This is a genomic window from Pseudoxanthomonas sp. z9, from assembly GCF_006542425.1.
In the GTDB taxonomy this organism is placed as follows: Bacteria; Pseudomonadota; Gammaproteobacteria; order Xanthomonadales; family Xanthomonadaceae; genus Pseudoxanthomonas_A.
The window spans coordinates 45,629-72,585 of sequence record NZ_VFID01000010.1 but is presented as its reverse complement, the minus strand read 5'-3'; the positions used below and the strand labels follow the sequence as shown (position 1 = coordinate 72,585).

Below are 26,957 nucleotides of genomic sequence, written 5' to 3'. Positions count from 1 at the left end.
TTCGCGGCTGGCGGCTGAACAAAACCGAACTGACCGGTACAGGTATTGTGCCGGAAACGCGCACCGACGGAGCCGGTTTCCGGCGGGAAAGACAATCCCATCGCGCATGCCCACGCGGCGGCCGGAGCGGACCCGGCTCGGCGCCACGGGTCCGCTGCGGCAAGATAGCCGGATGCCCGACGCCGCGATGCCCGACTTCCGCCTCTACCACTCCAATTCCCTGGACGTGCTGGCGGGCCTGTTGGCGGCCGAGCTGCGCCGGCCCGTGCCCGGACAGCCGTTGCTGGCGCCGGAGCTGGTGCTGATCCCGCAGGTGGCGATGCGGCGCTGGCTGCAGGCCACGCTGGCGGCCGAACACGGGGTGGCGGCAAACCTGGAATTCCTGACTCCCGGTGAGTTCGTCGCCCGCGCGCTGGTCGCCAACGTGCCCGGCGAAGGCGAGGATCTGGATGCGGCCGGCCTGCGCTGGCGCCTGTACGCGGCGCTGACCGATCCGGCGCTGCTGGCGCGGCCCGCGCTGGCGGCGCTGCGTGCCTATCTGGCCGGCGGCGACCCGGTGAAGCCGTGGGCGCTGGCCGGCGAGCTGGCCGGGGTGTTCGAGAAATACCAGGCCTGGCGTCGCGACTGGCTGCTGCGCTGGGAGGCCGGCGCCGATCCGGAAGATCCGCAGGCGCTGCTGTGGCGGCACATCGCCGCCGGGCGCGAACATCGCGCGCGCCGCATCCAGCAATACCTGGATCGCTTCGCCGGTCCCGCTTCGGCGCTGCCGGCCGGCCTGCCGGGGCGCCTGTTCGCCTTCGCCACCCTCAACATCTCGCCCGACGTGCTGCGCGTGGTCGCCACCCAGGCGCGCGCCGGCACCCTGCATTTCTATCTCCCCACGCCCACCCAGGCGTATTGGGGCGATCTGCAGACGCTGGGCGAACGCCTGCGCGCGGGCGTGGCCGACCCGTTCGGCGGGGAGGCCGGCGAAAACCCGCTGTTGCAGGCCTGGGGCGCTGCCGGCCGCGATTTCATGGCCGTGCTCGGCAGCTATGAAGTCGTGCATCCGGCCGGCGAAATCGCCGCCTATGCCGATCCCGAACAGGATCCCGCGCCGACCCTGGCCGAGGGCGGCCTGTCCGACAGCCTGCTGCACCGCATGCAGCGGGATCTGTTCCATCGCCGTCCCGTGCCATCCGGTCCGCCGCGCGGGCAGGTCGATCGCCAGGATCCCGGCCTGCAGATCCACGCCTGCCACACCCGCCTGCGGGAAGTGCAGGTACTGCACGACCAACTGCGCGCGCTGCTGGATGACAAGCGCTTCGATCCGCCGTTGCAGCCGCGCGAGATCGCGGTGCTGGCGCCGGACATCGATCCCTACGTGCCGTATCTGGACGCGGTGTTCGGCGGCGAAGGCCACGCCGACGCGCTGCCGTGGGCGCTGGCCGACACCAGTCCGCTGGCCAGCGAACCGCTGGCCGAGGTCTTCCTGCGCCTGCTGGCGCTGCCGATCTCGCGCTTCGGCCTGGACGAGATCCTCGATCTGCTGGCCAGCGCGCCTGTGGCCGAGGCCGCCGGGCTGGACACCGACGCCATCGAGCGCCTGCATGGCTGGCTGCGCGAGGCCGGCGCGCGCTGGGGCCTGGACGCCGCGCACCGCGCCGCGTCCGACGCGCCCGCCGACGACGCCTACACCTGGCAGTTCGCGCTGGACCGGCTGCTGCTGGGCCACGCCAGCGGCGCCGCGGACGAGATCGCCGGGGTCGCGCCGTGGACGGAACTGGAAGGCGGCGCGCTCGATGCGCTCGACACCCTGATTCGCCTGCTGCGCGAGCTGGCCCGCCAGCGCCGCGACCTGGGCCAGGCGCTGGCGCCGGCGCAGTGGCGCGAACGCCTGTTGCGCCTGCTCGACGCGCTGCTGCCGGAGCGACCGGCCGCCCCGCGCGCGCAACGCGCGCTGGATCGCCTGCGCACGCTGATCGATCGCTTCGCCCGTGACGCCGAGGCCGCCGGCCACGCCGCCGAGGTGCCGGCGGAAGTCGTGCGCGCGCACTTCACCGAACTGCTTTCGGAAGCCGACACCCGCGCGCCGCTGCTCACCGGCGGCATCAGCGTGGGCAGGATGGTGCCGATGCGGCTGTTGCCGTTCCGGGTGACCTGCCTGCTCGGCATGAACGACGGCGAGTTCCCGCACCGGGATCCGGCGGCCGGCCTCAACCGCCTCACCGCCGAATTGGGCACCGAGCGCCGCCGGCATGGCGATCGCTCCACCCGCGAGGACGATCGCTATCTGTTCCTGCAACTGTTCGCCGCTGCGCAGGATGTGTTCTACCTCAGTTACCAGGGCGCGGATCCGCGCGACGGCAGCGCCCGCGAGCCTTCGGTGCTGGTCAGTGAACTGCTGGACGCGGCGGCGGCGTACCACGCCGATCCGGCCGCGCGGAAAGCGCTGGTGGTGCAGCATCCGTTGCAGCCGTTCGCGCCGGCGGCGTTCGGCGGCGACGAGCCGCGCCGCTTCAGCTATCGCGCGCAATGGCGTCCGGCCGCGGATCGCCTGGGCGGTGCGCGCGCCGCGTTGTCGCCGTGGCTGGCTGGGCCGCTGCCGGCGTCGGCTGCGCCCGCCACCGAGTTGTCGCTGGATACGCTGCGCCGTTTCTTCGCCGATCCGCAGGGCCAGTTCCTCGCCCAGCGGCTGGGCCTGCGGCTGCCGGAGCCGATCGAGCAGGCCGAGGACGTCGAACCACTCGTGCTGCCCGGCCGCGGGCTGGAGCGCGCCGCCCTGCAACAGGCGGTGATCGAGGCGCTCGATGCAGGCGAGGAATTCGGCCTGCGCGCCCGCTTGCGCGCCCGCGCGTTGCTGCCCTCCGGCGCGCTGGGCGAACGCCAGTTCGAAACCCTGCTCGCGGAAATCCGCCCGTTCGCGCAGGCGCGCCGCGACTGGCTGGCGAACGACGCCATCGCCTCCGAGCGCTATGAAGTCCGCATTGACGATGTGCAACTGCACGGCCGCGTCGCCGACGTGCATCCGCGCGGACTGGTGCGGATGCGCGCGGACCCGATCAACGGCAACGCCGCGCTGCGCTGGGGCCTGGATTGGCTGCTCGCCAACGCGGCCGGCGCGCGACTGCCGCTGGTGCAGTTCCATGACGGCGGCGACGGTCCGGGTCCGTACGTGATCGATGCGCTGGACGAGGCACAGGCGCACGACGCGTTGCGGCATCTGCTTTCCCTGCATGCCCGGGGGCTGCGCGAACCGCTGTGGTTCGCGCCCTATACCGGCTGGGATATCTGGAACGCCGATCCGGAAAAGCGTCGCGGTGCCGCCTGGAAGCGCTGGCACGGCGACGGCAATGGCGGCTGGGCCGAAGGCGAGGGCGAGGCGATCCGGCTCGCGCTGCGCGGCCGGGACCCGTTCGCCGACGAAGCCGACTATCGCCAGCTGGAAGACACCAGCCTGGCGATCTACGACCTCGTGCGGCGCGGCCACGCGCGCGACCATGACGCCAGCGAAGGAGACGCCGCATGAGCGCGACCATGCCCGCGGCCGATGCCTACCTGACCCGCGCGCTCGATGGCGTGCAGCTGATCGAAGCCAGCGCCGGCACCGGCAAGACCTACACGCTCGCCACCCTGTTCACCCGGCTGATCGTCGAACAGCGCCTGCGCATGGGCCAGGTGCTGGCGGTGACCTACACCGAGGCCGCCACCCAGGAACTGCGTAGGCGCATCCGCGAACGCCTGTCGCTGGCCGCCGGCCTCGTCGGCACGCTCGCCGGCGACGACGACAGCCACGAAGTCGCGCTGACCCGCGGCATCCTCCAGCGCCAGCTCGAACGCGGCGAGGAAACCCCGGACCAGCTGTCCCGCCGCCTGCGCATCGCGGCGGAGGAAACCGATCTGGCCGCGATTTTCACCATCCACGGTTTCTGCGCGCGCGTGCTGCGCGAGCACGCGCTGGAAACCGGGCAGGGCTTCGATGCGTTCGAACTGCTCGGCAACGCACGCGATCTGTACGCCGAGGTCGCCGCCGATCTGTGGCGCGCGCACGCGGCCGATCCGGCCGACGCCGACGCGCTGGTGGGCCTGTGGAACGGACCGGATGCGCTCGCCGGGGATCTGCCGGCGCTGTGCGGACCGCTCCCGTTGTATCCGCAAGTGCCGGCCGATGCCGATCCGCAGGCGCAGGCCGAAACGCAGGCCCTGCGCGCGGCCCGCGCCGCGAGCCTGATCCAGGCCATCGCCAGCCATCAAGCCGACGCGCGCGCGGCGATTGCGGCTGCGTTCGACAACAAGGTGTTCGATGGCCGGCGCGCGAAGCGGCCGAGCTTCGACAAGGCGTTCGAGGAACTCCAGGCCGGCGCGCGGCTGGGCGACTGGCCGCGTACCGACAAGACCCACGTGCAGAAGCTGCTGCCGGAGGCGCTGGCCGGCTTCTGCAAGGAAGGGCAGGGCGCCGGCGCGCCGGCATCGCCGCTGTTCGACGCCCTGCGCGACTGGTGCGAGGCCGATACGGCCTGGCAGCGGGTGCAGCTGCTGCAACGCGCGGCCCTGCTGCACCGCCTGCGCGCCGAGGCGCGCCAGCGCCTGGATGCGCTCAAGCGGCTGCGCCGCGTGCGCACCTACGATGATCTGATCGAAGGCGTCGCCGAAGCGCTGGAAGGTCCGCACCGGCAGGCGCTGGTGGCGCGGTTGCGCGCGCAGTACCGGGTCGCGCTGGTGGATGAATTCCAGGACACCGACGAGCGCCAATGGCGCATCTTCGCGCGGGTATTCGGCGACTCGGACGAGGTGCGCGCGATCGGCGACGTGCCGGCGCTGTTCCTGATTGGCGATCCCAAGCAGGCCATCTACGGCTTCCGCGGCGGCGACGTGGCCACCTACCTGCTCGCGCGCGGCGAAGCCGACGAGGCGCCGCGGCTGGACCACAACTTCCGCTCGCGCCCCGGCGTGCTGCGCGCCGTCCAGGCGCTTTACGACAGCGCGCGGGAGGCGGGGCAGGATGCCTTTCTGCATCCCGGCATCCAGTTCGAACCCGTGCATGCCGGCGGCAAGCGCGGCGATGCGGACTATCTGCGCGATGGCGAACCGGCGCCCGCGTTGACCCTGCGCCTGCTGCGCCAGGCGGATGGCCGGCCGCTCGGCGCCGACGGCTCGCGCAACGCCGCCACCGCCGCCTGCGTGGCCGAGATCCATCGCGTATTGAACGACGCGCGCGCAGGCCGCGCGCTGCTCGACGGCCGTCCGGTGCGTCCCGGCGACATCGCCGTGCTGGTACGCAATCATCGCGACGCCACCCGCATGCAGCAGGCGCTCGCGCGCGCTGGCGTGCCCGCCGTCGCCGCCGGCAAGCAAAGCCTGTTCGGAACCACCGAAGCCGGTGAACTGCGCACGCTGCTGCTGGCGCTGCTGCAACCGGCCGACAGCGGCCGCCTGCGCGCCGCCCTGTCCACCGTGCTGCTCGGCGAGGACGCCCACGCGATTGCCGCGCTGGAAACCGAAGGCGACGCGCAGCGTCACCACCAGGCCCGCCTGCTGCACTGGCGCGAGCGCTGGCAGCGCAGCGGTCCGTTCGCGCTGGTGTCCGACCTGTGCGCCGAACAGGCCGAACGCCTGCTCGGCCTGACCGACGGCGAGCGCCGCATGACCAACTACCTGCAACTGGGCGAACAGTTGCAGGAAGCCGCCGCGCACACGCTCGGCCTGCACGGCCTGCTCGACTGGCTGCAGGCGCGCATCGCCAACGCCGATCCCGACGACGAGACCCAGCTGCTGCGCCTGGAGTCGGACGCGCTCCGCGTGCAGATCGTCACCCTGCACAAGAGCAAGGGCCTGGAGTACCCGCTGGTGTACCTGCCCTTCACCGGCATCGGCACCCGTCGCCCGGACAGCGGCCGCTACCGCGTGCTGCACGAAGGCGGCCGCCGCGTGCTGCGCTGGCGCATCGACAAGGAGGATCCGGCGTGGAAGGCCGCCGGCGACGCGGCTTCCGGCGATGGCCAGGCCGAGGACGCGCGCCTGCTCTATGTCGGTCTCACCCGCGCCGAGCATGCGCTGTGGATCGCCGCGGGCGACATCACCGATTTCGCGAGAAGTCGTCTGGCGCCATTGCTCGTCGGCGCCGACGCGCTGCGCACGCACGCCGATGTCCACATCGTCGAAGGCCCGGCCGAACCGCCGCCGCCACGCCTGCCCGCCGAACACGACGCCGGCGTGGCGCCCGCGCGCGTCGCCCGCCGCCGTATCGCCGCCGACTGGTGGGTCTACAGCTTCACCCAGCTCGCCCACGCCGAATCCGGCGCCGACCCGCTGGCCGCCGCCACCCAGGCCGACCCCGGCGGCGAGGACGAAACCCGCGTGGCCGACGTCGACGAAGCCAGCATTGAAACCACCGCCTCCGTCTTCACCGCCGATCCGCGTTTCGCCGGCAGCCACTTCGGCGTGGTCATGCACGCCGCGCTGGAGGACGCCGACTTCGCCGCCTGGCGCGACTGGCGGCCCGGCGACGATGCGCCCGCCGGACAGGATCGGATCATCGCCGACGCCCTGCGCGCGGGGGGTTACGCCGAAGCCGATGTCGCCGACGGCCTCGCCGTGCTGGTGCCGCTGATCGGCCATACCCTGGGCACGGTGATGCCCGAAGGCGGTCGCCTGGCCGACCTGCCGCCGGACATGCGCCGCGCGGAAATCGAATTCCACTTCGCCATGACTTCCACGCCGGTCGCCGCGCTGCTCGCGTTGCTGCACGAGCATGGCGTGCTGCGCCAGCGGCACGCGTTCGGCCTGCGCCAGCGGCTGGAAGGCCTGATGACCGGCCTGATCGATCTGACCTACTGCCAGGACGGGCGCTGGTACGTGCTGGACTACAAGTCCAACCAGTTGCCCGGCTATGACACCGCCTCGATGCAGCAGGCGATGGCGCACAGCGAGTACGACCTGCAGGCGCTGATTTACACGCTGGCCCTGCATCGCTGGCTGCGTTTCCGGCTGGGCGATGCCTATGACTATGCACGCGACTTCGGTGGTGTGCGCTACCTGTTCTGCCGCGGCATGGACCTCACCCGGGATCCCTCGCCTGGCGTCCACGCTCAACGCTTCGCCCCCGAGCTTGTCCATGCGCTGGACGCCCTGTTCGCCGGTGTTTCTTCCCGCGACCGCGATTCGCTCCCTCCCTCGCACGCGGGGGAGGGCTGGCGTGGGGGCAACCGCCCAGGTGATCGCGCATGAACACCTACAACCTCCTCGCCAACCTCTGGCAAGCCGGCCATCTGCGCACCCTCGATCATGCGCTTGCCCAGAGCCTGCGCCGTCTCGATCGCGACACTCCCGACGACGTCCTCGCCGCCACCGTGCTCGCCTCGCTCGCCGTGTCCAAGGGCCATGCCGGGCTGCTACTCGCACAGCCGCAGGCGCTGCTGGAAACGAATGCCGATATCGCCTGGCCGGAGGTGGAGGCGTGGGCTTCGCAACTGGCGGCGTCGCGCTGGGTTGCCACCCCGGATGATCCGGTTGCCGTTTCCGATCCGCATGCGCCATTGGTGCTGGAGCGGGGACTGCTCTACCTGCGTCGTTATCGCGAATACGAACGCCAACTGGCGGAAGGTCTGCGGCGTATCGCGGCGCATCGAGTTGATGCGGGAGAAGTGTCCGCGCTTGATGCGTTGTTTGTTCGGCTGTTTCCGGGTGCCCCCATCCCAACCCCGCCCGGCCCGGCGCAGCACGCCAGGCGTTCGGATCATCCGCGCGGCAGTGCCGCGCAAACGGATGCTCCTCACCCCCCGCACGCGGGGGAAGGGCTCAAGGTAGGGAAGAATCAGACACTTCCTCTATTCGCGGAGGAGCAATTTGGTGCTGAACCCAACAAATCCCTTCCCCCGCCTGCGGGAGAAGGTGCCCGAAGGGCGGATGGGGGCAACACGACCATCGATCACCAGGCACTGGCCGCCACCCTCGCCCTCCATCACGGCCTCCTGCTCGTCACCGGCGGCCCCGGCACCGGCAAGACCACCACCACCGCGCGCCTGCTGGTGCTGCTCGCGGCACAGGCGCGCGATGTCGGCCACCCGCCGCCGCGCATCGCCCTGGCCGCGCCGACCGGACGCGCCGCCGAGCGCATGGCCGAAAGCGTGCGCCATGCCATCCAGGCACTGGCCGCCGCTGGCATCGACGGCGACCTGCTTTCCGCATTGCCCACCACCGGCACCACCCTGCATCGCCTGCTCGGCACGATTCCCGACTCGCCGCGCTTCCGCCACGACGCCGACCATCCCTTGCCGTTCGACGCCGTGGTCGTGGACGAAGCCTCCATGGTCGATCTGCCGCTGATGGCCAAGCTGGTCGATGCCATCCCCGACGGCTCACGGCTGGTGTTGCTGGGCGATCCGGATCAGCTGCCCTCGGTGGAGGCGGGCGACGTCCTGTCCGCCATCCTCGCCGCCGCCATCGACGGGATCGCCCATCGTCCCGGCGAAGGCAGCGACCCGCACGCGGACACGCAGGAAACCTTTTCCGGCATCCGCGTCCATCTCCAGCGTGGCTGGCGCCAGAGCGAGTCGCTGCAACTCGCTCCCCTCGCCGACGCCGTGCGCGCAGGCGATGCCGACACCGCGCTCACCCTGCTGCGCGCCGGCGAACTGTCCAACGTCCACTTCCACGAAAACCTCGCCGACCCGCTGCAAACCCAGCAGGACGCCTTGCTCGCCCACTGGCAAGCGTTGGCGACCGCGACCACGCCCGCACAGGCGCTGGCGCTCTCCAGCCGCCTGCGCATCCTCACCGCCGTGCGCGAAGGTCCACAGGGCGCGCGTACCCTCAATGCGCGCATCGAACGCCTGCTGCTGGAAAGCCAGGGCGCCGGCCTGCCCCGCGCCGCCGGGCAGGGCCACTTCCACGGCCAACTGCTCATCGTCACCGAGAACAGCTACCGCCACCGCCTGTTCAATGGCGATATCGGCATCTGCCTGCGGGACGAACAGGGCGCGCTCGCGGCGTGGTTCCCCGGCGACGACCCGGACCAGCCACGCGCCTTCCATCCCGCCGCCCTGCCTGCGCACGAGTCCGCCTTCGCCATGACCGTGCACAAGGCCCAGGGCTCGGAATTCGACACCGTCTGGCTGCTGCTGCCCGCGCGCACCAACCGCGTGCTCTCGCGCGAACTGATCTACACCGGACTCACCCGCGCCCGCCGCGAACTCCATCTGGCCGGTGGCGAAGAGGTAATCCGCGAAGCACTGGCAAGGCACGCGAGCCGGTGGTCGGGATTGGGATGGCGGTTGGCTTCGACTTGACCAAGGCTGTCACCGGCTTGCCCGGATGGCATCCTTGCCATGCGGTCCGCATGCACCCACACCCCATCATCCGAGGAAATACCAATGCGCCTTGAAAAGCTCTTCGCGATGAAGTTCTCCAGCGTGTATCCGCTGTACATCAAGAAAGTGGAATCCAAGGGGCGATCGCAAGAGGAGCTCGACCAGGTCATCCGCTGGCTCACCGGCTACAGCGAGGCCGGCCTGCGCAAGCAGATCGCATCCGACGCCAGCCTCGAATCCTTCTTCGCGCAGGCGCCGCAGCTGAATCCCAACATCTCGCTGATCACCGGCGTGGTGTGCGGCATCCGGGTGGAGGAGGTCGAGGATCCGCTGATGCGGAAAATCCGCTACCTGGACAAGCTGGTCGACGAGCTGGCGAAGGGCAAGGCGATGGAGAAGATCCTGCGCAAATAGGGAACGTCCCGCACGATCACTCGTCCGCGACGCGCTCCAGATCCGTCCAGAACGGGAACATGTTCATATTCTCGGAGGTCTTGCGCCAGGCAACGATTTCGCCGTCGATCCGGTTGCCGCGCAGCTTCAATGCCAATGCCAGATCCTTCAGCCCTTCGCGGCGGGTATCCGGGCTGCCGACATCGCCCTTGACCTCGCCCGACACCAGCCCGTCGATCAGGCCGAAATCGGCAATCGGATTGGCCGGGCCGTCGCCGACCGCCAGCGTCGCCTTGCCGGCATCCGCAATGACCATCACGAGCGGCACGCGCCGGCCCTGCGCCAGCAGCGTTCCGCGCCAGGTGCCGCGATAGTCCTTCACCGGCTGCAAGGGCAGCAGCGGCGCGTTCGCCGGCCGGGGCAGGTGGGTCCAGCCGGGCACCACCGTTTTCAGCAGGCGGTCGCGCACATCGTCGATGAAGTTCTTCTCGCCGCGCCGGTTGCTGAGCACGATCACGGCGGCGTTGGCCGAAGGCACCAGCACGAACTCCGCCTTGACGCCCGCCTGGCCGCCACCGTGATGCAGCACGCCGATCCGTCCGGGCTCGTTGTAGATCTCCCAACCCATCCCGTAGTGGAAGTGCGGCGCGACCTGCGTGGCCGGACGATGCAGCTCGTCCAGTTGCGCCTGGCCCAGAATCCTCGCGGAGGCGTCCAGCCCCTCGCCGCCCAGGTGCAGCATCGCGAACCGCGCCAGATCGTGCGCGCTGGCGTACAGTTCGCCGGAACCCGGCGTGCCGGTCAGGTAGAACGGCAGCGGTTTGCCGTCGTCGGTGTAGCGCACGGCCATCTCCGCGCGGCGCGACAGATCGGTGTCGAAGAAGCTGTCCTTCATGCCCAGCGGCTGCAGGATGCGATCGCGCAGGAAGGCGCCGAGCTCCTGTTCCGATTGGCGCGCGACGATCTCGCCCAGGATGCCCATCGCCACGTTGGAATACTCGTAGCGCTCGCCGACCGGCGCGATCAGGTGGCCATAGTCGCGGATCAGTTCCGGCATGGTCGGTTGCCTGGCGACGCCGCCTTCGGGATACATCGAGAAGAACGTCGGCAAGCCCGACGAATGTGTCGCCAGCCGGCGCACGGTGGCCTCGCGCGAAGGCCCGTTCGCGTCGACGATCTTTTCCGCGCCCAGGTAATCATTGGCCGGGCGATCCAGCGCCAGCTTGCCTTCGGTCGCCAGCATCATCACCGCCTGGGTGGTGAACGGCTTGGTGGTCGAGGCCACCGAGAACGCCGTGTGCGCCGTCGCCGGTCGGCGCGCTTCGCGATCGGCCCAGCCGAAGCCCTGCTCCCAGATAATCCGGCCGTCCTTGACCACCGCCATCGAAATACCGGTGAGCCGGCCGGCCGCGACTTCCTTCTCGACGTCCGCCTGGATCGCCGCATACGGTTCCGGCGGCTCCGCGGCGCTGGCCGCGAACAGGGCGGACAGCCACAGGGCGGAACCGAGCAATATGCAAAGCAGGCGGAGCTTGCGCGCTGGACTCATGTGCCTTTTCCTCGCCGGGATTGCCCAATGGGATGCGTGAACCACACGCGCGGTTTAACCCGCCTTGCGCCTTCCCGCACACCGAAGCGGACTCAACCACGCAATCGCGCCCTGTAGGAGCGACGCAAGTCGCGACCGCGTCTTCGCCCAAGGCTTCCAATCACACGGATATCCACCAGCGGACCGGCAACGGCAGGTCTTGAGCATAATATACGAAACATATATGATTCATATAAACCAGGCACTGGAAAGACCCATGGGCATAGTCAACATCGATGACGATCTGCACGACCAGATTCGTCGCGCCTGCACCGTGACCAGCCGCTCCATCAACGCGCAGGCCAACTTCTGGATCAAGGTCGGCATGCTCTGCGAAATGAACCCGGAACTGAGCTTCCAGGACATCGTCGCCAACGAATTGCGCGCGGCCGGGGTGCGACCGCAAACCCTGCGCCCGGGCCGCACGTGATCAAGAGCACCGCCGAAATCGCGTTGATGGCGGAAGCCGGATCGCTGCTGGCCAAGGTGTTCGACGCGCTGGGTCGTATGGATCTGGAAGGGCGGAGTACGCTGGACATCAATGATTTCGTCGAGCGCATGATCGTCGGGGACCTGAAAGCGCGGCCCGCCAGCAAGGGACAGTACGGATTTCCGTATGTGCTCAACGCCTCCATCGACGATGTCGTCTGCCATGGCATGCCGTCGAAGGACGACGTGCTGCGCGGCGGCCAGATCGTCAACCTGGATATCACCCTGGAAAAGAACGGCTACATCGCCGACTCCAGTACCACCTACCTGGTGGGCGAGGTCGCCTATCCGGCGCGCAGGCTGGTGGCCACCGCCTACCGCGCCATGTGGCAGGGCATCGCGGCGGTGCGTCCGGGCGCGCGCCTGGGCGACATCGGCCACGCCATCGCCCACTACGCGCGCGCGCATGGCTACAGCGTCGTGAAGGAATATTGCGGCCATGGCATCGGCCGTGAAATGCACGAAGATCCACAGGTGCTCCACTACGGCACGCCGGGCACCGGGCTGGAACTGGAAGAGGGCATGGTGTTCACCATCGAGCCCATGCTCAACGCCGGCCGCGCGGCGATCCGCTCCCATCCGGATGAATGGCCGGTCTACACCCGCGACGGCAAGTTGTCAGCGCAGTTCGAGCACACCGTGGCGGTGACCCGGACCGGCGTGCGGGTGCTGACGCTGCGGGACGGAGAGAAGCCGCTCTGCGAACTCGGTTGAGCCAAATCATCGCCAAAAGGCCCTGTGGGAGCGACGTAAGTCGCGATGCCGGGAACTAGCCGGCCATTCGCGACTTACGTCGCTCCCACAAAACGGAACAACCTCCAGGGATACAAAACCGGTCAAGTTGCACTGACGAGCAGGACGGGCGGCAAATTCCCTCCCTGTGCTGCGCCGGATGCTGTCAGTCGTACGGGAAACTCTCATTGTTGGCCGCATGGCCGCCCAATATCATTGGACCCAAGGCACGGCAGGCGCCTTTGCAGCATATGGTGCCAGCGAAGACAATGGCGGCGATTCATCCATGATGCGATCAGGACTCGACGAGGGGTGTCGTGACAGTACATATCACGTGCAAGACGGATCGCTTCAATCTCTCGGTGGTTGGCGCCGAATTCATCAACGAATGCTGCTTCGGCGAGGACTTTTCGAAGTGGCTGGTTGACGAGCTGTCGCGGATGGGAGCCAAGGCCGATGTGATCTGCATGGAAGACTACGGCTGGGTCAATAGCGCCGAACTCGGTGGCATCACTTATCTTGTGAGCGTGGGATCTTCTCCCGCGGAAGACCCGGACAGGCCGGATTTCGGCGAGTGGCATGTCCTGCTGGAGCGAAAGCGGTCCCTGTTCGAAAAGCTTCTTGGCCGAAACAAGGAAGCGCCGTCGGATCCGCTGGTCGGCAGGATCCTTGCGCTCATGGGAAGCGCGGGCTTCCTTGATGTGCAAGTACAAGCCTGATGCTGCATGGGAGTGCTCCCTCACCCCGCCTGCGAAGCCTCGAACACCGCCAACTGCGCCGCGAACGCCCGCTGATACGCTGGTCTCGCTTCCCCTCGCGCCACATAGGCGGCGAGGTTCGGATACTCGTCCACCAAATTCGAACTGCGCAGCCTTTGCAGCACCGAGATCATCAGCAGGTCGCCGGCGCTGAATGCACCATCCAGCCAGTCGGCGTCGCCCAGGCGCGCGGAGAGCTGGGCCAGCCGGGTCCGGACCCGCTGTTCGATCATGGCGATGCGCGGTTCGAACCAGGGCTCGTGGCTCTCGAACAGCCTCATCATGCCGTGCTCGACGATGGGCGGCTCCATCGTGCTGACCGCGGTGAACATCCAGGTGATCGCGCGCGCGCGGCCATTGGCGTCCTCGGGAAACAAGCCGGCGTGGCGCTCCGCGATGTGGAGCACGATGGCGCCCGAGTCGAACAGCGTCAGGTCGCCTTCCTCATAGGTCGGAATCTGGCCGAAGGGCTGCAGCGCCAGGTGCCCGGGTTGCTTCAGCGCGGCGAAGGACAACAGCCGCACGTCGTAGGGTTGCCCGGCTTCCTCCAATGCCCAGCGCACCCGCACGTCGCGCGACAGGCCCTTGCCGCGATCCGGCGAGCTTTCGAAGGCGGTGATGGTGGGGCTCATGGCGGGTCTCCTGATGATGGGAATGGCGCTGTCGCGCGGCCTTCTCTGGATAGACGAACGACCTGGCCGGAAATCGACAGGCCGTCACAACCGGTGGTTTGTCCAACCCGTGACCGCATAAGTAGTATGGGGGACCCAGGAACCTCCATTGGATGGTGGTCGCACATGGTCCACCCGCATTCGATTCTGTCCACCCAGAATCTGGAGACGGTCAGATTGCACCTGGAATCTTCAGGATTCGCGGTCGTCCTCCATTGGCACCTTTTCGGCGCGAGCCATCCGACCCCGCTGGCTTTCAGCGACTTTGAGACTTTTCGTGACTATCTGGCGTCAGCAACCAAGCCAGGTGATGCCATCGACGTTTGGCCATTTCCCACTGAGGAAGATCAGCGAATCGCTTTCGGGAAGATCCCCGAAACCGACGGGAGAATCGAACAGGGCGGTGCCTACTGATGCATCTTGATATCAGGACCGTGAGGGAAGCACTCGCCCTATCCGTTGCCACATTCAGCTGCTCGGCCATGGCAGCGTGCCTGCTGGCCGCGCTAGCGTGGGGTGCCGGGCCGCACGCGCCTCTTATCCGGGGCGATTTCGGCGTCATGGTCTTTCTCGCTTTCGCCGTTTGCCTCCCCTACGTCGTGATCGTCGGTCTTCCGGTGGGCCTGTTCCTTGTCCACAAACGCATGTTCAGAGCCGTCCCCGCGTTCGTGGCGGGTGCCATTGCGGCCAGCCCGCTGCCGCTGATCTTGCTGGCGTCCGCATTTTGGGGCTCAATCTCGGCCGGCGAGGTGGGCATTGCATTTGCTTTTCTTCTTGTTGCGTCGCTGGTGGGCGGGTTCTCCGGGCTGGCGTTCTACTGGACGCACCGGTTCATGAGCCCTGAGCATCAACTCAATCCGGCACCCGTTCGCTTGTCGGGTCAATCCAGGAGTTGAGCGGCATGAGGAAGTTTCATGTTTCAGTGTTGGTCATGTCATTCGCATTTGTGCCCCTTGCGCCCGCGCAGGCGGATGATCAGGTCGCGCCGCTGCAATGCGACATAGGCCCGCTCCAAAGGACCTATGGTGGGACCGAATGGGTCGTGTACGCCTGCTCCGACAAGAAGACGGTGGTGATCTACACGGATTCTTCCAATCCTGGAAAAGATTTCTTTTTCATGTTCACGCCGAAAGATGGTCAGTTGCAGCTCTACGGCGAAGGCAATGGAGACAAGAAGTACACCGCTGCTGCTTTTGATGAGCTCAAGTCCATGACACAGGATGACGTCGATGCCCTGATCAAGGAGACAGGGGCCACCATGCCCCCGCCTGCATCGGGCAACTAGGCAGTGCTCGATACCTTATTGGAGGGGGATTTCTTCATCGAATGGCGTGCTCCCATCACCCCAACGCATCCCGCCAGTTGAGCCACCACGCCTTGGGCGGGCGCGGAATCTGTTCCCACCACAGGTTCATGGCGTGCACGCTGCCGTGCTGCCAGGCTTCGCGGTGATTGGGATCGGACGCGGGCCCGTCGAACATCGTGGCCAGCCGGGGATAGATCGGGCCGGACGCGAGTGCCGGATAGCGGGTGAGCAGGGTGAGCAAGGTGAAGCGGTCCGATGCGGTGGCCTTCTGGGCGACGACCGCCTCGATGCCGGATGCGCGGTTTCCCTCCGACATCGCCAGGTCCAGGCGCTCGACCGCGCTCGCGAACTTGCCCGTCGCGGTGGTCGCAAGCGGAATGCCACTGCGCTGTTCGTTGAAGCCGAGCGTCGAGCCCGCCGGCACCAGCGTCTCCTGCCCGTTCACCCGATGCATGATCCAGCCGCTGGTGACGTGGATGGTTCCTTCGCCACGCGCGTTGCGATTCATGTCGAACTCGCAGCCCAGATCGACGGTTTCGCTGGCGCCCGTCGCGATGCCGAAATAGCCGGGCGGCGCCCAGATGCGTGCACGCACGCGGCCTTCCAGCAGGTCGAGGCGATGGTGTCCGCTGCGCGTGTCCGAGAGCGTGATCCGCGTGCCCGGCAGGATCTCCATCCGGCCGATGCGCGCAACCCGGATCGTGGCCGACTGATCGGTTGGAGTCGCCAGCGTCTGGCCGACGGCCCAAGTTTTCGGCAAAGCCTGGGCGTCCGTTTCGATCGTCCACTGCCGCTGATCGCTCCATTGCAGGCGCCACGGCAGCCATGTCGCGATGCCGATCGCGCATGCGGCCAGCGTCGCGGCAACGGCGAAGACGATACGGCGTCTGCGCCCGCCCACCCGCGAGGGACGCGGCTTCGACCAGACCACATCGGTCCTGGGCACATGGCGATACGCGCCCAGCGCCGATGCCAGGCGTTCGAGATCCGGATCGCCGGGCAGATCCGGATCCCACAGCGGATCGGGTTTCTCAGTCATCGGTCATCTCCTCTTGCCGGGACGTAATGCCCAGCGCGTCGCGCAGCCGGCCCATGCCGCGATGAAGATTCACCCGCACCGACTGCGGCGTCAGTCCGGTGAGCTGTGCGATCTCAGGGCCGCTCAAGCCTTCGACCAACCGCAGGATCAGCGTCTCGCGATAGGCTTCGGGCAGCTGCCGGATCGCGCGCAAGGCCTCGCTCGCCTGTGCCATCGATTCGGGTCCGGATCCCGGCCAGGCCGGTTCGTCCGCATCCGCCAGTTCCCGTTCCTCGACGGTCGCCGCCGGTCGGGTGCGCCGCGCGATCATCGCGATCCACGGGCCGAAGCGTTCCGGCTCGCGCAGCTGGTCCAGCTTGCCGAAGGCGATGGCGAAGGTTTCCTGGGTCAGCTCCTCCGCCCGCGCACGCGAGGTCATGCCCAGATGGATGGCGTGCACCAGCGGCGCGAAACCGCGATACAGCCAGGCGAATGCCGCCTGCGACCCGCGCTGGGCCGCGTGTACTTGCCGGGCGATGTCCTGGGGCGGTGTCGCGGCCTTCATGTCCTGGCAAATCCGGAGAACCTGGAAGTAGAGGAGGGCCGCGGCCAAAGTGTTAACACGACGGACGGGGTTAACACCGCCACGGGAAACCCGCTCTTCATCGGCGAATCCACCCGGAGCGCACCCATGCCGCACCCGTTGCCCCCCATCTTGAGCCTTGCCGCGGACGCCGCGCGAGTCTCGGCCCTGTTTCTCCTGCTGGCCGCCTGTGACCGGGCCGATGCCGGCACCACGCCGGTGGTCGGGCTGCCCTGCGAAGACTGCGACGTGCCCCTGATCGGCCTGCCCGCCGCGCCGCCGTCGCAAGCACGACTGGCGCCCGAAACCGAACCCGGCGAACGCCTGCGCCTGAGCGGGCGAGTGACCGACGCGCAGGGGCGGCCGCGCCCGGGCGTGATCGTGTACGCGCACCAGACCAACCGGCAGGGCGTTTATCCGGGCGAGAAATCGGAAACGGATCCCGGCATCCGCGCCCACGGCCGGTTGCGCGCCTGGGCCACCACCGATGCCGACGGCCGCTACGCCTTCCTCACCATCCGCCCCGGCAGCTATCCGGGCACGCGGATGCCGCAGCACATCCACCTGTACGTCATCGAGACCGGCTGCGCCCTGTACTACATCGACGACGTGCTGTTCCGCGACGACCCGCACCTCACCCCCGCCGTGGCACGCAAGATGGATCGGGGACGCGGCGGTTCCGGCATCGTCACGCCGGAACGCGTCGTGGATGGATGGCAGGCAACCCGCGACATCGTGCTTGGCCGCAACATTCCCGGTTATCCGGGCTGTACCCCGTGAAAGCCCAGACACCCGGGCGATATCCGCTCGCGCTGCGGCTGCTGCACTGGCTGCTCGCGCTGCTGCTGCTGGTGCAGGTGATGCTCGGATTCGCGGCCGAGCACTGGACGCCGCGCGCGGTCTCCGACGCGCTGTTCCCGCTCCACTTCAAACTGGGTGTCCTCATCCTGTGCCTGATGATCCTGCGTCTCGGCCTGCGCCTGCGCTTGCCGGTGCCCGCCGACGACAGCGATGCCCCACGCTGGCATCGCCGAATCCGATCCTGCGTCCACGCACTGATCTACCTGCTGGTACTCGCGCTGCCGATCAGCGGCCACGTCATCTGGGTATGGATGGGCGCGGATCGCACCCTGATCGGCGGACTCCAGCTGCCCCCGTTCTTCGTTCCGCCGCACGACGACGAAACCGGGCGCGCCCTCGCCTGGTACGTGCACGTCTACGGCGCCTGGACCCTGTCGGCGCTGGTCGGCCTGCATGTGGCCGCGGCGGTGTTCCGCCAATGGCAGGGAAAAGACAGTTTCATCGCCCTGCGCATGGGGTTTGGAGCCATGCCGCAGGCGAAGATCCGCGAAGCATGGATTCACCAAGGCCGTGACTTATGACGCTTGAGGCCAGAACGAGAATAACGCCCAATCGTGTCTGCTGAAGCGGAGGCGTTGGACCATGAAGCGGATCAGGTTCCTGTTGGCTGCATCGCTCCTCGCGGCTGTTGCGGCATTGCATGCGGCCGAGAACGACGAAGCACAGGTCCGCGCCGCCGACACGCAATTCTGGAAGGCCTACAACGCCTGCGACATGAAGGAGATGGGCCGCCTGCTCACGGCCGATGTCGAGTTCTACCACGACAAGACCGGCCTGACGGTTTCACGCGAGGCCTTGATTGAGTCGCTGCGAAAAGGCGTGTGTGGCGACCTGCGGTTACGGGTGCGACGCGAACTGGTGGACGAAAGCCTGGTGTTCCATCCCCTCAAGGACGGCTATGCCATCCTCTCCGGCAAGCACCGCTTTTACGCGCAGGAAGCGGGAAAGCCCGAGTACCTGGACGGGCAGGCCGAATTCACCACCGTCTGGAAGTTGGCCGACGGCCAATGGCGCATGCATCGTGTACTGAGCTACGGCCACGGGCCGGTCCCCTACACGCCGCCATCCGTCACCTTCGCACTCGACCCCTCGACGCTCGCCACGTACGCGGGCCGCTACCGCTCGGCACGGATTGGCGACATCCTCGTTTCCGTCGCTGGCGATCACCTCAAGCTCACTGCCGGCGACTTCGTGGCCACGCTCTATCCGGAGACGAAAACCCGCTTCTTCGCCCGGGAGCGCGATCTGCGCTTTGAATTCGAAAGCGACGCGGCGGGCAGGGTGCGTACGCTGGCGGTGTTCGAGAACGGGGCGGTCAGTGAACGGGCCGAACGCGTCGAATCTGATTAGAGACGGTCATACCGGCTTGGCGGGAGCAGTTGTCCGAGCGATTCAGCCCGCTGCCGAATACCCGGCGCCAGGTACCCGGCCGCCCCATGTTAAGGTCTGCCCACAACGCGCGGAGCATTGGGGACGTTGCTCTGCGTGGCCCTAGGGAACAGGCCAAAAGGGGACGCCATGCACCACTGGATTCGCACCAAAGCGCTGCTGATCGCAGCCCTGCTCTGTATCGTGCCCATGTCCGCCCGGGCGATCACCTGGGCCAAGAGTGAGGTACGCGATCCGGTCACGAACGAGCGCGTAAAGGTTCACCAACCCATGTCATCCGGCAGCTACGTCTACAGCTGGCCGGAGAAGTCAGACCAGGTCTTCTGGCCATTCACCGACAGCAACTGGCTCTGGTTCAACCCGGCGTCCGGCTACATCGCATTCGGAAACGACTTCGCGGAGCTGGATTCGGCCAAGCGGGCAGTCCTGAAGGACTGGCTCAAGACCAACTTCGATCGGAATGCGCCGCCACAGTCCCGGCAGGATCTCCTGAAGTGGGCGGAGAAAGTCTATGCGGCGCGAGGAATGGACGATGACTTCTGGTGCCATTTCTTCCGTTTGATGGCGTTTGAAACCCGGGACGACAACGAGACTAGCCTTGCGTATGTGAGGAAGGCGCTTCCCCTGCTCGAGAAGCGCCTGACGGCGTCGGCAGACCCGGGCGAGACCCTGAAGAACCTGTACCTGCTCGGCGAGTACAACCGAAGGATCGGCCGAAACGACGACGCAAAGCTACCTGGAGCGGCTCGATGCGCTCGAAGTTGACGGCGAGCTTTCCGGGTTCAAGCAATACCTGCAAGAAATCGCCAAGGAGCAACAGGCGCTCCCGCCCGGAAAGTCGGCCGGGAGCAACGCCTCCGGCGACGCGGCAGAGGGACGTGACTGAAATCCGAAGTGCAGGAAAATCGCCCACGGGTGATATCAGCCTGTACCGACACTTCCATTAGAACAACTCATGCGTCGCACAAGTTTTGGTCATTTGTGCGCCGAAGCCCGCCGGAGCAATGTCCCAGTCCTTCCCGACAGAGGACTGGCAGTGAGCATGAACGCAGGTTATGGGTTTCGTTCAGTGGTATGGATTTTCGCGATGGTTGTGGCCGGCGCCATGGCGCAACCGGTCCTGGCGCACGATCCGCCGGAATGGTCGGAACCGGCCAAACCCTTCCACATCGCCGGCAATGTCTACTACGTCGGCACCCAGGGCCTGGCCGCCTATCTCATCAAGTCAGATGAGGGCGCCATCCTGATCGACGCCACCCTGGCCGAGAACGCCAGCCAGATCGAACGCAACATCGAAAGCCTGGGCGTGCCCCTGCGCGAGGTCAAACTGCTGCTCAGCGACCACGCCCATGCCGACCACGTCGGTGCCATGGCGCAACTCAAGCGCGACACCGGCGCGCGCTTCCTCGCCAGCGAAGGCGACCGCTGGGCGCTGGAGAACGGCCGGAACGAAGGCGACAACAACTACGGCGTCATGCCCTTTGACCCCATCCCGGTGGACGAGGTCATCAGCGACGGCCAGCAGGTCCGCCTCGGCGACGTCACCCTGACCGCCCACCTCACCCCTGGCCACACCCGCGGCTGCACCAGCTGGAGCATGACCGTGGACGACCGCGGCACCCCGCGCCAGGTGCTGTTTTTGTGCAGCATTACCGTGGCCGGCAACACCCTGGTCGGCAACAAGGCGTATCCCGGCATCGCCGACGACTACCGCGCCACCTTCGCCAAACTTGCCGCTCTACGCGCGGACATCGTGCTGACCAGCCACCCAGAGATGGCGGATGTGCTGGAGCGGGCGGCCAGGCGTGAGGCGGGGGAGGCGGATGCGTTTGTTGATCCTGCCGTACTTCCTGCGATGGTGAAGGACTTCAGGGCGGCGTTCGAGGAAGCGCTGAAGGAACAGGAAGCCGCAAAACAGCACTGAGAAGGAATCCCCTGCAGGTATCAGAGATAGTGGGCACCAGCAAGCACCATAGGGACCATTCAGATGCACAACGCGGAAGAGCGCGAGCCATGTAGTTGGTCTGATAATCCCCGGCTATAAAGCTTAAGGAGACGCCGTTGAGCTTGACGAAAGATTCCGCGTAAGCATGGGCGTTCTAGCCTATCTTCACGACAAGAGGAACATAAATCGCCCTTGTTGCTCCCGATCTCTCGAACATCAAAATGGAGCCGGTGAGCGTCAGCTCGGAACCGTACGAAAGGATGAGAGTCATGGTCGTCGCCATGCCGCTTGATGTAAGCGGTCGGATCTAGCAAAGGCTATCCCTTCGACGAGCAGAACAAGTCAATTCGCGTGTAGCTGAAGGATTAGTTTGCAAACAAACGCCGCACTCAAATGTGCCGCGTAGCCGTGATAGTCATCATTCTTCTCGCCATCCCCAAAATCGCACACAGACTTGATCGCAACAGCCTTTGCTTGAGGGGCTCCACAATACTCGACTGCAGTCAGGACTCCATAATTCTCCATATCAATACCAATTAGGTTTTTATGTTGAGCGCGAATATCTGCCATCAATGACTCGGCCTGTAGAACAGAGCCTCCACTTGCCATTGCGTCAACTCTGACCGCAGGGACGTTCTGAGGTCGCTTCCCATCGTATGAACGTGCCAATTGATTGAGAATCTCCGCATCCCCTCCTAGCACAGCAATCTCCCTACGAAGCGATTCATCTAACCGCCAAGGATAAGCTGCAGGCTTGAAGATAGTGTCATTACCTTCGGATTTGACCCACTTGCCGCTGCCCCAATCAAAGCATGGATCTGAAACAAGTAGATCGCCGATGGCCGTCTTATCCTTGACGCCGGCACAGATTCCCGCAGTCACAATAAAGCGCGGGCGAAATGCGAGGATAAGCTTCGTAGTAGTTACCGCAGCTGCCGGCAAGCCCATCCGGGGCGACGCGACAGCGATCATGCTGATGGTGCGATCCTCAGTTTTTATCTGCCCATGAAAATATCGGGCAGGATCATGGGCTACTTCAATTTCATTCCAATGGTCAAAATGCTGTCTAAATGGCGCAAGCTCTTCATCGAGTGCAACAACCAACCCTACATCTATGTGGAAAGTAGTTCCGTCATTCGAAAATGGCGGTCGGTCTTTAGAAACCAAAAAATCTACCGCGGCGGTTAAAGCATCCTTCCATCCATGATCCTCTGGCGAGAACTTAACTAGTTTCCAAAGCGCAGATGAGAACTCGACAGCCGCGTTGGAAAATTCATCATCGTAAGCCGTCATCCCGAAGATATAAGTGGGTGGGATCGCGAGATGATTGCCCTTGATGAAAGTTATCAAGTCAAGTCCAGCACCACGAGATGGACTTTCGTCCGAACGTCTCGGAACATTAATATCTAGGATTAGAAGATCAAATTTAGATTTCTTAATCAGTCGTTTTGCATCTATTACATTATCAACATGAGTTACATTTTCTAAACCAATTCCTTTTAAGGACGTGAGGTGCGCCAGAATCTGGCGACGTTTTTCAGCTTGGTCTTCAACCACGATAATTCTAATCATTTGGAATCCGTTCGAAATTTGTCGAAGATGGTCTTGAGCTCCGTCTGCCAGCTTGATGTGCCGATTTGAAAGTAAACGCTGCCAAGAAATAATTCATCGAACTCAAGACCGCACATTCTAGTCATGTCTTCGTAACTGGTTTCCTCTTCTCCCTCACCGAAGGATTCAAGCATCGTAACCACGATAGCTGGAGTTGAAATACCGTGAAGCTGCATCTTTCGCAGAAGTTCATAGCCGCCCAAGGGACGAAGCTTCCCCGCGCGGTGTGCTGGGCTCCGGTCGTAGGTAGGAAGCGCCATATCGACGATCAACAAATCTGGCTTAGCTGCTTGGACCGCGGAGAGGCCGCTGATATAACTCCTATATACCTCTATTTTTGCGTTGATATCCAATGTGTGGAGAAACGATGAAACGCTCTCCGCTTTTAGAGGATCATCCTCAACTACGTATATCCGCATTTCCGATTGTCTCGCTCTTTATGCGAAGTATCGCTTCGAATTTAGGCCCCGGCTCTATGACGCGAAAACTAATTTGGTAGTCGCGTCTAATGTCGAATCTCAGGATTCGTTTCAGCTTTGATAGACCAGATCGGCCTTCGCTAGGAGCCATTGCCAAGTCTGAGTCGGTCGAGTGGCGTGTGATAGCTTCCTCTGAGTTGTTCTTTAGCTTATCCAAATCGACGTCTGAATATATATCATTGATGCACTCTAGAATGATATCGCCTTCTTCCTCATAGCTGCGGATCTGGACAGGCGTTCTTCTTCCGGCCGTATAGAAGCCGCCATGCTTGATCGCATTCTGAAGCAACAAGAATAGTATCTCGACAAAACCATTAAGTTGAAATCCGGGGAGCTTTGAACTCGCCTCTACGCTGTGATTTTCCGAGAGCGATTGCCCCGTGTAGCAGTTTTCAATTTGCTTCACAGAAACAAGCAATGCTAGTTCCATTTCGAAAGGAGTTTCACTGACATCAACAGGGCGCTTGAACCAATTCGCAATTTCTTCAATTTTAACTTGCATGGCGGTCTTCGCTCGCGCGATAGAGTTAAGTATCCCTGCATTTCGCGCGGAAGGAATCACTCCAAGTGAAGTGGCAAAAGTTTCAGATGCCGTGTTCAATCCAGCAAGCAAGTCCCCTCGTATCCTGGCTTTTATTTCATTCATGGCGCGATCGACAAGCGTCCATGCGTGATCAAAAATCAGCGCCAAAAATTCCTCGTAAGAGGTTGACGTGGTTATCGAGTCAGCCAATGTCTTGATCTCATCGGAAGTGCTCCTAAAGAAGAACAATCCTTGACGCTTATTGTCTGGACGGCGGATCTGGAGGAGTTCGTCCCTGTACAGCTTTACAAAATCACCTATCCGCGTGGAGAAGCGACCGAATATTCTTTCAATTTCCAGCCGCTCTGAGCCGGGGGCGCCAGCTAACTTATCTCGCCAGTGATCCGGTAGTATCCAAGTCTGTGTTGCTTTATCCCAGTTGCTAAGAAGTTGCTCCTCAGCGAAAGGCGCGCGAATATGGCCTTCGATGACGCCATGCCGAATGCTGGTGCTGAGATTCGTGTCTAAACCAAACGCAGGATGTAGAGCAAATGTATCGATAAAGTAATTCCTCATCTGCTCGAACAAGCCGATTCTTTCTGAGCTTGGAGGTGCTGCTAAGTCCTTGGTGTCGGCGTCCCTGAGTTTACTCATGACCCCTTTTATCATCTTGTCGATTTGCTCAACTTGGTACTCCAAGCTCGGAGAAGAGATGAGCGCCAGATATCGCTCAAAGGATTCCTTGAGACTATCCCTGACCGTAGATGAGACTCCACTGGAATCTACATAGATCATGTTGGATTCGACATGGTGAAGTAGGCTAGAAACGTTCTGATCTCGTGTAATCGTCTTTATTTCTTCTGCATACACCTGCAGGTTGTCTGGATCAGCGTCGAACAGTTTTTGACAAACTGCGATCCTTTCATTCTCAACCTGCTCAACACTGATGAACGCTGTGGAATCCTCCATGATTGTCGGGGTGCATATATTTCTCAGGAAGTAAACTTCAATTTCAGAGTCGCCAAAATTAGTAAGTTCACTAGGTCTTTCGCAATTGCGACTAGTAAGGACGTTCTCATAGGCGTCGGACAATTCAGCAGTCCACTTACTGCTAGCCTTGGACGCAAAGTGAAGAAGGGCTGCTTTCGAGAGCGGATCAATCACAGGTGATTGATCAGAAATTTTCCTTGCCAAGGTTGCAAATGGATAAAGTCGGAAGACGTCAGGTGCTTGAAGTGAATGTGCCACAGCTTGCTCTGCCGCAGATACGATGTCTCCCTTTGCAAGAGAGCATCGAAACAACCCCACCCTGGCAAGACAAACCATATATGGAACCAAGGACGAGGACAGGTACAGAAAGGCTCTCTCTGCCTCTTCGATCTCTCCCTTGTTTAAGAGAATATGTGCTCGATACAGGCTCTTTCGCCACGGGGACATAAGTTCTGGGAGCCCGTCCACCTCACCATTGAGGATTGCCATCGCAACTGTCTGCGATGGGGTTGCTGGTAAGGGAGGCAAAATCCGACCATCCAGCTCTACCGCTGCATTGTCCGTAAATGATGAAAGACAGAGTTCGCCCACATCTTCACCCAGAGAAGAGTAGAGCTGGGCTCGTCGGGCCGTAGGCTCCCACGCTGACTCAGCATCTCTTCGAGCTATAAATGACGCTATTTGGCGCGTTACAGGAAGGTGCCCGCATATCAGTGCAAGCTTCTGCAGTTGCTGCCTGCTGCGAATATAAGAATCGCTCGGCAAAAGCATGTCGGCCATGCATTTTGCGACCTGTACAGTCACAGATTCTTTACCGGGCGGAGTTATGTCAGTTGTGTGAAGGGCTGCGGCTGCAAGCAGTTCTGGTTGAGATGATGCGCTTGCGATGATAGAAGTATATTCCCCGAGAATATACTGATCAAAACCCGTCTCTTTGGAGATGGCTGACGGTTTTCCAAGGAGGCAATCAATTTCAGGATCATTGATGTCTCTTATCAATTCCAGGGAGTCAACTATCGCTTTTCGATCATCATCTTCGATCTTTCCACTTAGATATATTCGGGATGCGACGAGATGAGCGTGTAGTCTATCAATTATTGGATTGACCTCTTCCCACGAAAGAAGATTCTTCGCTTCACCGATCTGCGTGATCGAGTATGGGTTAAGGCGGTAAATCGCATAGTCGCGCAGGCTCTGGTTGTGCCAGATTCCATCAATCACTTCTTGAATGCTGGTAAGCGAGTAATTCTCTTCGGATCTAAGGCTGCAATAGTAGGAAACCCAGCCCAAAACGGGATTAACATTTTGCGCGAGGAAGTCTTCTAAAAATTTCTTTTGAGACTGCAGGCCCTCGGATATAGCTAGCAGTTGAATCCTCGATGCAATAAGCCAGATAGACCATCCAAACTTGGACTCAATGCCATCAAGTATCTCTTTCGCGTCTGCATATTTTGCATTTAGAAAAGCGTGCTCATAAGAGACACGGCATTGGACGAAATCGCGAAGCTGGTCTCGCAGAAGATGAATAACTTCAGCAGACCAAACGAACTCTCTACGAATGTCAGTGTCTTCCAGCTGGATTTTTTTCTGAATCCTTGAAGGGCTTGAGGGAAAAGGATCTCCGACGACCGCCCATCGATATGTAGGATTCGAAATGAGACGTGGAAGGACATCTCTATAAATCGAGGAGTCTACAGCACGCCTTGCTCTGCTAAGTGCCTGTCGTCTGTCTTTATATCGCTCCATCAGACGAAGAAAGTATGCAACTGCCTGACCGCGCGATAGGTCGGTCCTGAGCTTTGGTGGGTTACGCTTCGCCATATCCTTTGGGCTTGTGGCTAGGTTTGTCAGCCCTATCATAATGGGCTTTAGCCGATTCGGTCTTCTTGGGTATCACGTCCAGGATATGCAGTCCAGCGTATGGCAGGTATAGAAGATCCCACTTTACGGTGCAAATTACGGTCGTAGTGCCGACAGGAAGGAATGACCCTGTTTCAAGGTCTGAGCGGCGAACGAGCCCCAGTTCGTAGAGGGAATAGCCTTGATAGTAGTCCGAGACTGCCGCTCGTCACTGAAGACAATGGGTAACTAGCTTAGAGAGCAATGATTTTCAAGGTCTTAAGAAGTGTTGGCTAGCACCCTGAAGCAGTATTGACGGCTATAAAGAATGGTCTTTCTTGGTCACTGCTGCCGCCTCGATATTTTACAAAGTCATTTGACGCCACACCCTCTCCATAGCACCATGCCCCCGCTGCCCTAAATCCGGCAGCCGGGTTTGACAGCCCGAATCACCGAGGCGCACCAGCGCCCATCGACCGATGACCGGCGCTTTTT

Annotated in this window: 22 protein-coding genes; 15 read left to right on the top strand and 7 right to left on the bottom strand. The window is 63.3% G+C overall.

What is annotated here, in order from left to right; translation table 11 throughout:
• Positions 1–172 precede the first annotated feature (172 nt).
• The 4 genes from recC to FG323_RS11850 all read left to right on the top strand — a co-directional run bounded on the left by recC (position 173) and on the right by FG323_RS11850 (position 9,701).
• Positions 173–3,508, top strand: coding sequence for an exodeoxyribonuclease V subunit gamma (gene recC / locus FG323_RS11865; RefSeq protein ID WP_141454890.1), 3,336 nt, complete (start codon positions 173–175; stop codon positions 3,506–3,508).
• Positions 3,505–7,206 carry an exodeoxyribonuclease V subunit beta gene (recB, locus tag FG323_RS11860; RefSeq protein ID WP_255470163.1) on the top strand — a complete coding sequence of 1,234 codons (3,702 nt, stop codon included), beginning with the start codon at positions 3,505–3,507 and terminating at the stop codon, positions 7,204–7,206. Before recC ends, recB begins: the two co-directional genes overlap by 4 nt.
• Complete coding sequence (recD, locus tag FG323_RS11855) at positions 7,203–9,266, top strand: exodeoxyribonuclease V subunit alpha (RefSeq protein ID WP_141454889.1); 2,064 nt, start codon at positions 7,203–7,205, stop codon at positions 9,264–9,266. Before recB ends, recD begins: the two co-directional genes overlap by 4 nt.
• A gap of 84 nt (positions 9,267–9,350) precedes the next feature.
• A complete protein-coding gene (locus tag FG323_RS11850; protein WP_141454888.1) occupies positions 9,351–9,701 on the top strand; it encodes a DUF2200 domain-containing protein in 351 nt (116 codons plus the stop codon).
• Between the two features lie 16 nt (positions 9,702–9,717).
• Here FG323_RS11850 and FG323_RS11845 read toward each other — a convergent pair whose 3' ends face one another.
• Positions 9,718–11,229 (bottom strand): serine hydrolase domain-containing protein, encoded by a 1,512-nt coding sequence (locus FG323_RS11845; protein WP_141454887.1) that lies wholly within the window; start codon positions 11,227–11,229, stop codon positions 9,718–9,720.
• Positions 11,230–11,485: 256 nt separating this feature from the next.
• Between FG323_RS11845 and FG323_RS11840 the strand changes: the two genes are divergently transcribed.
• From FG323_RS11840 to FG323_RS11830, 3 genes are all read left to right on the top strand, one after another.
• A complete protein-coding gene (locus tag FG323_RS11840) occupies positions 11,486–11,698 on the top strand; it encodes a ParD-like family protein (RefSeq protein WP_141454886.1) in 213 nt (70 codons plus the stop codon).
• The gene (map, locus tag FG323_RS11835; RefSeq protein ID WP_141454885.1) at positions 11,695–12,471 is read left to right on the top strand and encodes a type I methionyl aminopeptidase; all 777 of its coding nucleotides are present in this window, start codon (positions 11,695–11,697) and stop codon (positions 12,469–12,471) included. The genes FG323_RS11840 and map overlap by 4 nt, the downstream gene beginning before the upstream one ends.
• A gap of 335 nt (positions 12,472–12,806) precedes the next feature.
• Positions 12,807–13,208 carry a hypothetical protein gene (locus FG323_RS11830; RefSeq protein ID WP_141454884.1) on the top strand — a complete coding sequence of 134 codons (402 nt, stop codon included), beginning with the start codon at positions 12,807–12,809 and terminating at the stop codon, positions 13,206–13,208.
• A gap of 20 nt (positions 13,209–13,228) precedes the next feature.
• On the opposite strand, the gene FG323_RS11825 is transcribed toward FG323_RS11830, so the two are convergent.
• Positions 13,229–13,879 (bottom strand): glutathione S-transferase family protein, encoded by a 651-nt coding sequence (locus FG323_RS11825; RefSeq protein ID WP_141454883.1) that lies wholly within the window; start codon positions 13,877–13,879, stop codon positions 13,229–13,231.
• Positions 13,880–14,044: 165 nt separating this feature from the next.
• Here FG323_RS11825 and FG323_RS11820 point away from each other — a divergent pair, with 165 nt between their 5' ends.
• From FG323_RS11820 to FG323_RS11810, 3 genes are read left to right on the top strand one after another with little or no spacing between them, the layout of a single operon-like run.
• Positions 14,045–14,332, top strand: a complete 288-nt coding sequence (locus tag FG323_RS11820; RefSeq protein WP_141454882.1) for a hypothetical protein — start codon at positions 14,045–14,047, stop codon at positions 14,330–14,332.
• Positions 14,332–14,814 carry a hypothetical protein gene (locus tag FG323_RS11815; RefSeq protein WP_141454881.1) on the top strand — a complete coding sequence of 161 codons (483 nt, stop codon included), beginning with the start codon at positions 14,332–14,334 and terminating at the stop codon, positions 14,812–14,814. Before FG323_RS11820 ends, FG323_RS11815 begins: the two co-directional genes overlap by 1 nt.
• 5 nt (positions 14,815–14,819) lie before the next feature.
• Positions 14,820–15,203 carry a hypothetical protein gene (locus tag FG323_RS11810; RefSeq protein WP_141454880.1) on the top strand — a complete coding sequence of 128 codons (384 nt, stop codon included), beginning with the start codon at positions 14,820–14,822 and terminating at the stop codon, positions 15,201–15,203.
• 55 nt (positions 15,204–15,258) lie between these two features.
• Here the strand turns inward: FG323_RS11810 and FG323_RS11805 are convergent, their stop codons facing one another.
• Together FG323_RS11805 and FG323_RS11800 are read right to left on the bottom strand one after the other, a co-directional pair.
• Positions 15,259–16,263 (bottom strand): hypothetical protein, encoded by a 1,005-nt coding sequence (locus tag FG323_RS11805; protein WP_141454879.1) that lies wholly within the window; start codon positions 16,261–16,263, stop codon positions 15,259–15,261.
• Positions 16,256–16,855 carry a sigma-70 family RNA polymerase sigma factor gene (locus FG323_RS11800; protein WP_181444200.1) on the bottom strand — a complete coding sequence of 200 codons (600 nt, stop codon included), beginning with the start codon at positions 16,853–16,855 and terminating at the stop codon, positions 16,256–16,258. Before FG323_RS11800 ends, FG323_RS11805 begins: the two co-directional genes overlap by 8 nt.
• 102 nt (positions 16,856–16,957) lie before the next feature.
• Here FG323_RS11800 and FG323_RS11795 point away from each other — a divergent pair, with 102 nt between their 5' ends.
• The 5 genes from FG323_RS11795 to bla all read left to right on the top strand — a co-directional run bounded on the left by FG323_RS11795 (position 16,958) and on the right by bla (position 20,999).
• Complete coding sequence (locus tag FG323_RS11795; RefSeq protein ID WP_181444199.1) at positions 16,958–17,605, top strand: hypothetical protein; 648 nt, start codon at positions 16,958–16,960, stop codon at positions 17,603–17,605.
• Positions 17,602–18,207: a cytochrome b/b6 domain-containing protein gene (locus FG323_RS11790; RefSeq protein WP_181444198.1), complete on the top strand. Its 606-nt coding sequence runs from the start codon at positions 17,602–17,604 to the stop codon at positions 18,205–18,207. Before FG323_RS11795 ends, FG323_RS11790 begins: the two co-directional genes overlap by 4 nt.
• A 61-nt stretch (positions 18,208–18,268) precedes the next feature.
• The gene (locus FG323_RS11785) at positions 18,269–19,036 is read left to right on the top strand and encodes a DUF4440 domain-containing protein (RefSeq protein ID WP_141454875.1); all 768 of its coding nucleotides are present in this window, start codon (positions 18,269–18,271) and stop codon (positions 19,034–19,036) included.
• A 168-nt stretch (positions 19,037–19,204) separates the two neighbouring features.
• Positions 19,205–19,840 carry a hypothetical protein gene (locus tag FG323_RS11780; RefSeq protein ID WP_141454874.1) on the top strand — a complete coding sequence of 212 codons (636 nt, stop codon included), beginning with the start codon at positions 19,205–19,207 and terminating at the stop codon, positions 19,838–19,840.
• A gap of 277 nt (positions 19,841–20,117) precedes the next feature.
• Entirely contained in the window at positions 20,118–20,999 is an 882-nt protein-coding gene (gene bla / locus FG323_RS11775; protein WP_220094158.1) for a subclass B3 metallo-beta-lactamase, read from the top strand.
• 363 nt (positions 21,000–21,362) lie between these two features.
• Here bla and FG323_RS11770 read toward each other — a convergent pair whose 3' ends face one another.
• Genes FG323_RS11770 through FG323_RS11760 form a run of 3 tightly spaced genes read right to left on the bottom strand, consistent with a single transcriptional unit; the run spans position 21,363 to position 26,444 of the window.
• Entirely contained in the window at positions 21,363–22,592 is a 1,230-nt protein-coding gene (locus FG323_RS11770; protein WP_141454873.1) for a response regulator, read from the bottom strand.
• Entirely contained in the window at positions 22,589–23,050 is a 462-nt protein-coding gene (locus FG323_RS11765; protein WP_141454872.1) for a response regulator, read from the bottom strand. The genes FG323_RS11770 and FG323_RS11765 overlap by 4 nt, the downstream gene beginning before the upstream one ends.
• Complete coding sequence (locus FG323_RS11760; protein WP_141454871.1) at positions 23,031–26,444, bottom strand: hypothetical protein; 3,414 nt, start codon at positions 26,442–26,444, stop codon at positions 23,031–23,033. The genes FG323_RS11765 and FG323_RS11760 overlap by 20 nt, the downstream gene beginning before the upstream one ends.
• Positions 26,445–26,957 lie beyond the last annotated feature (513 nt).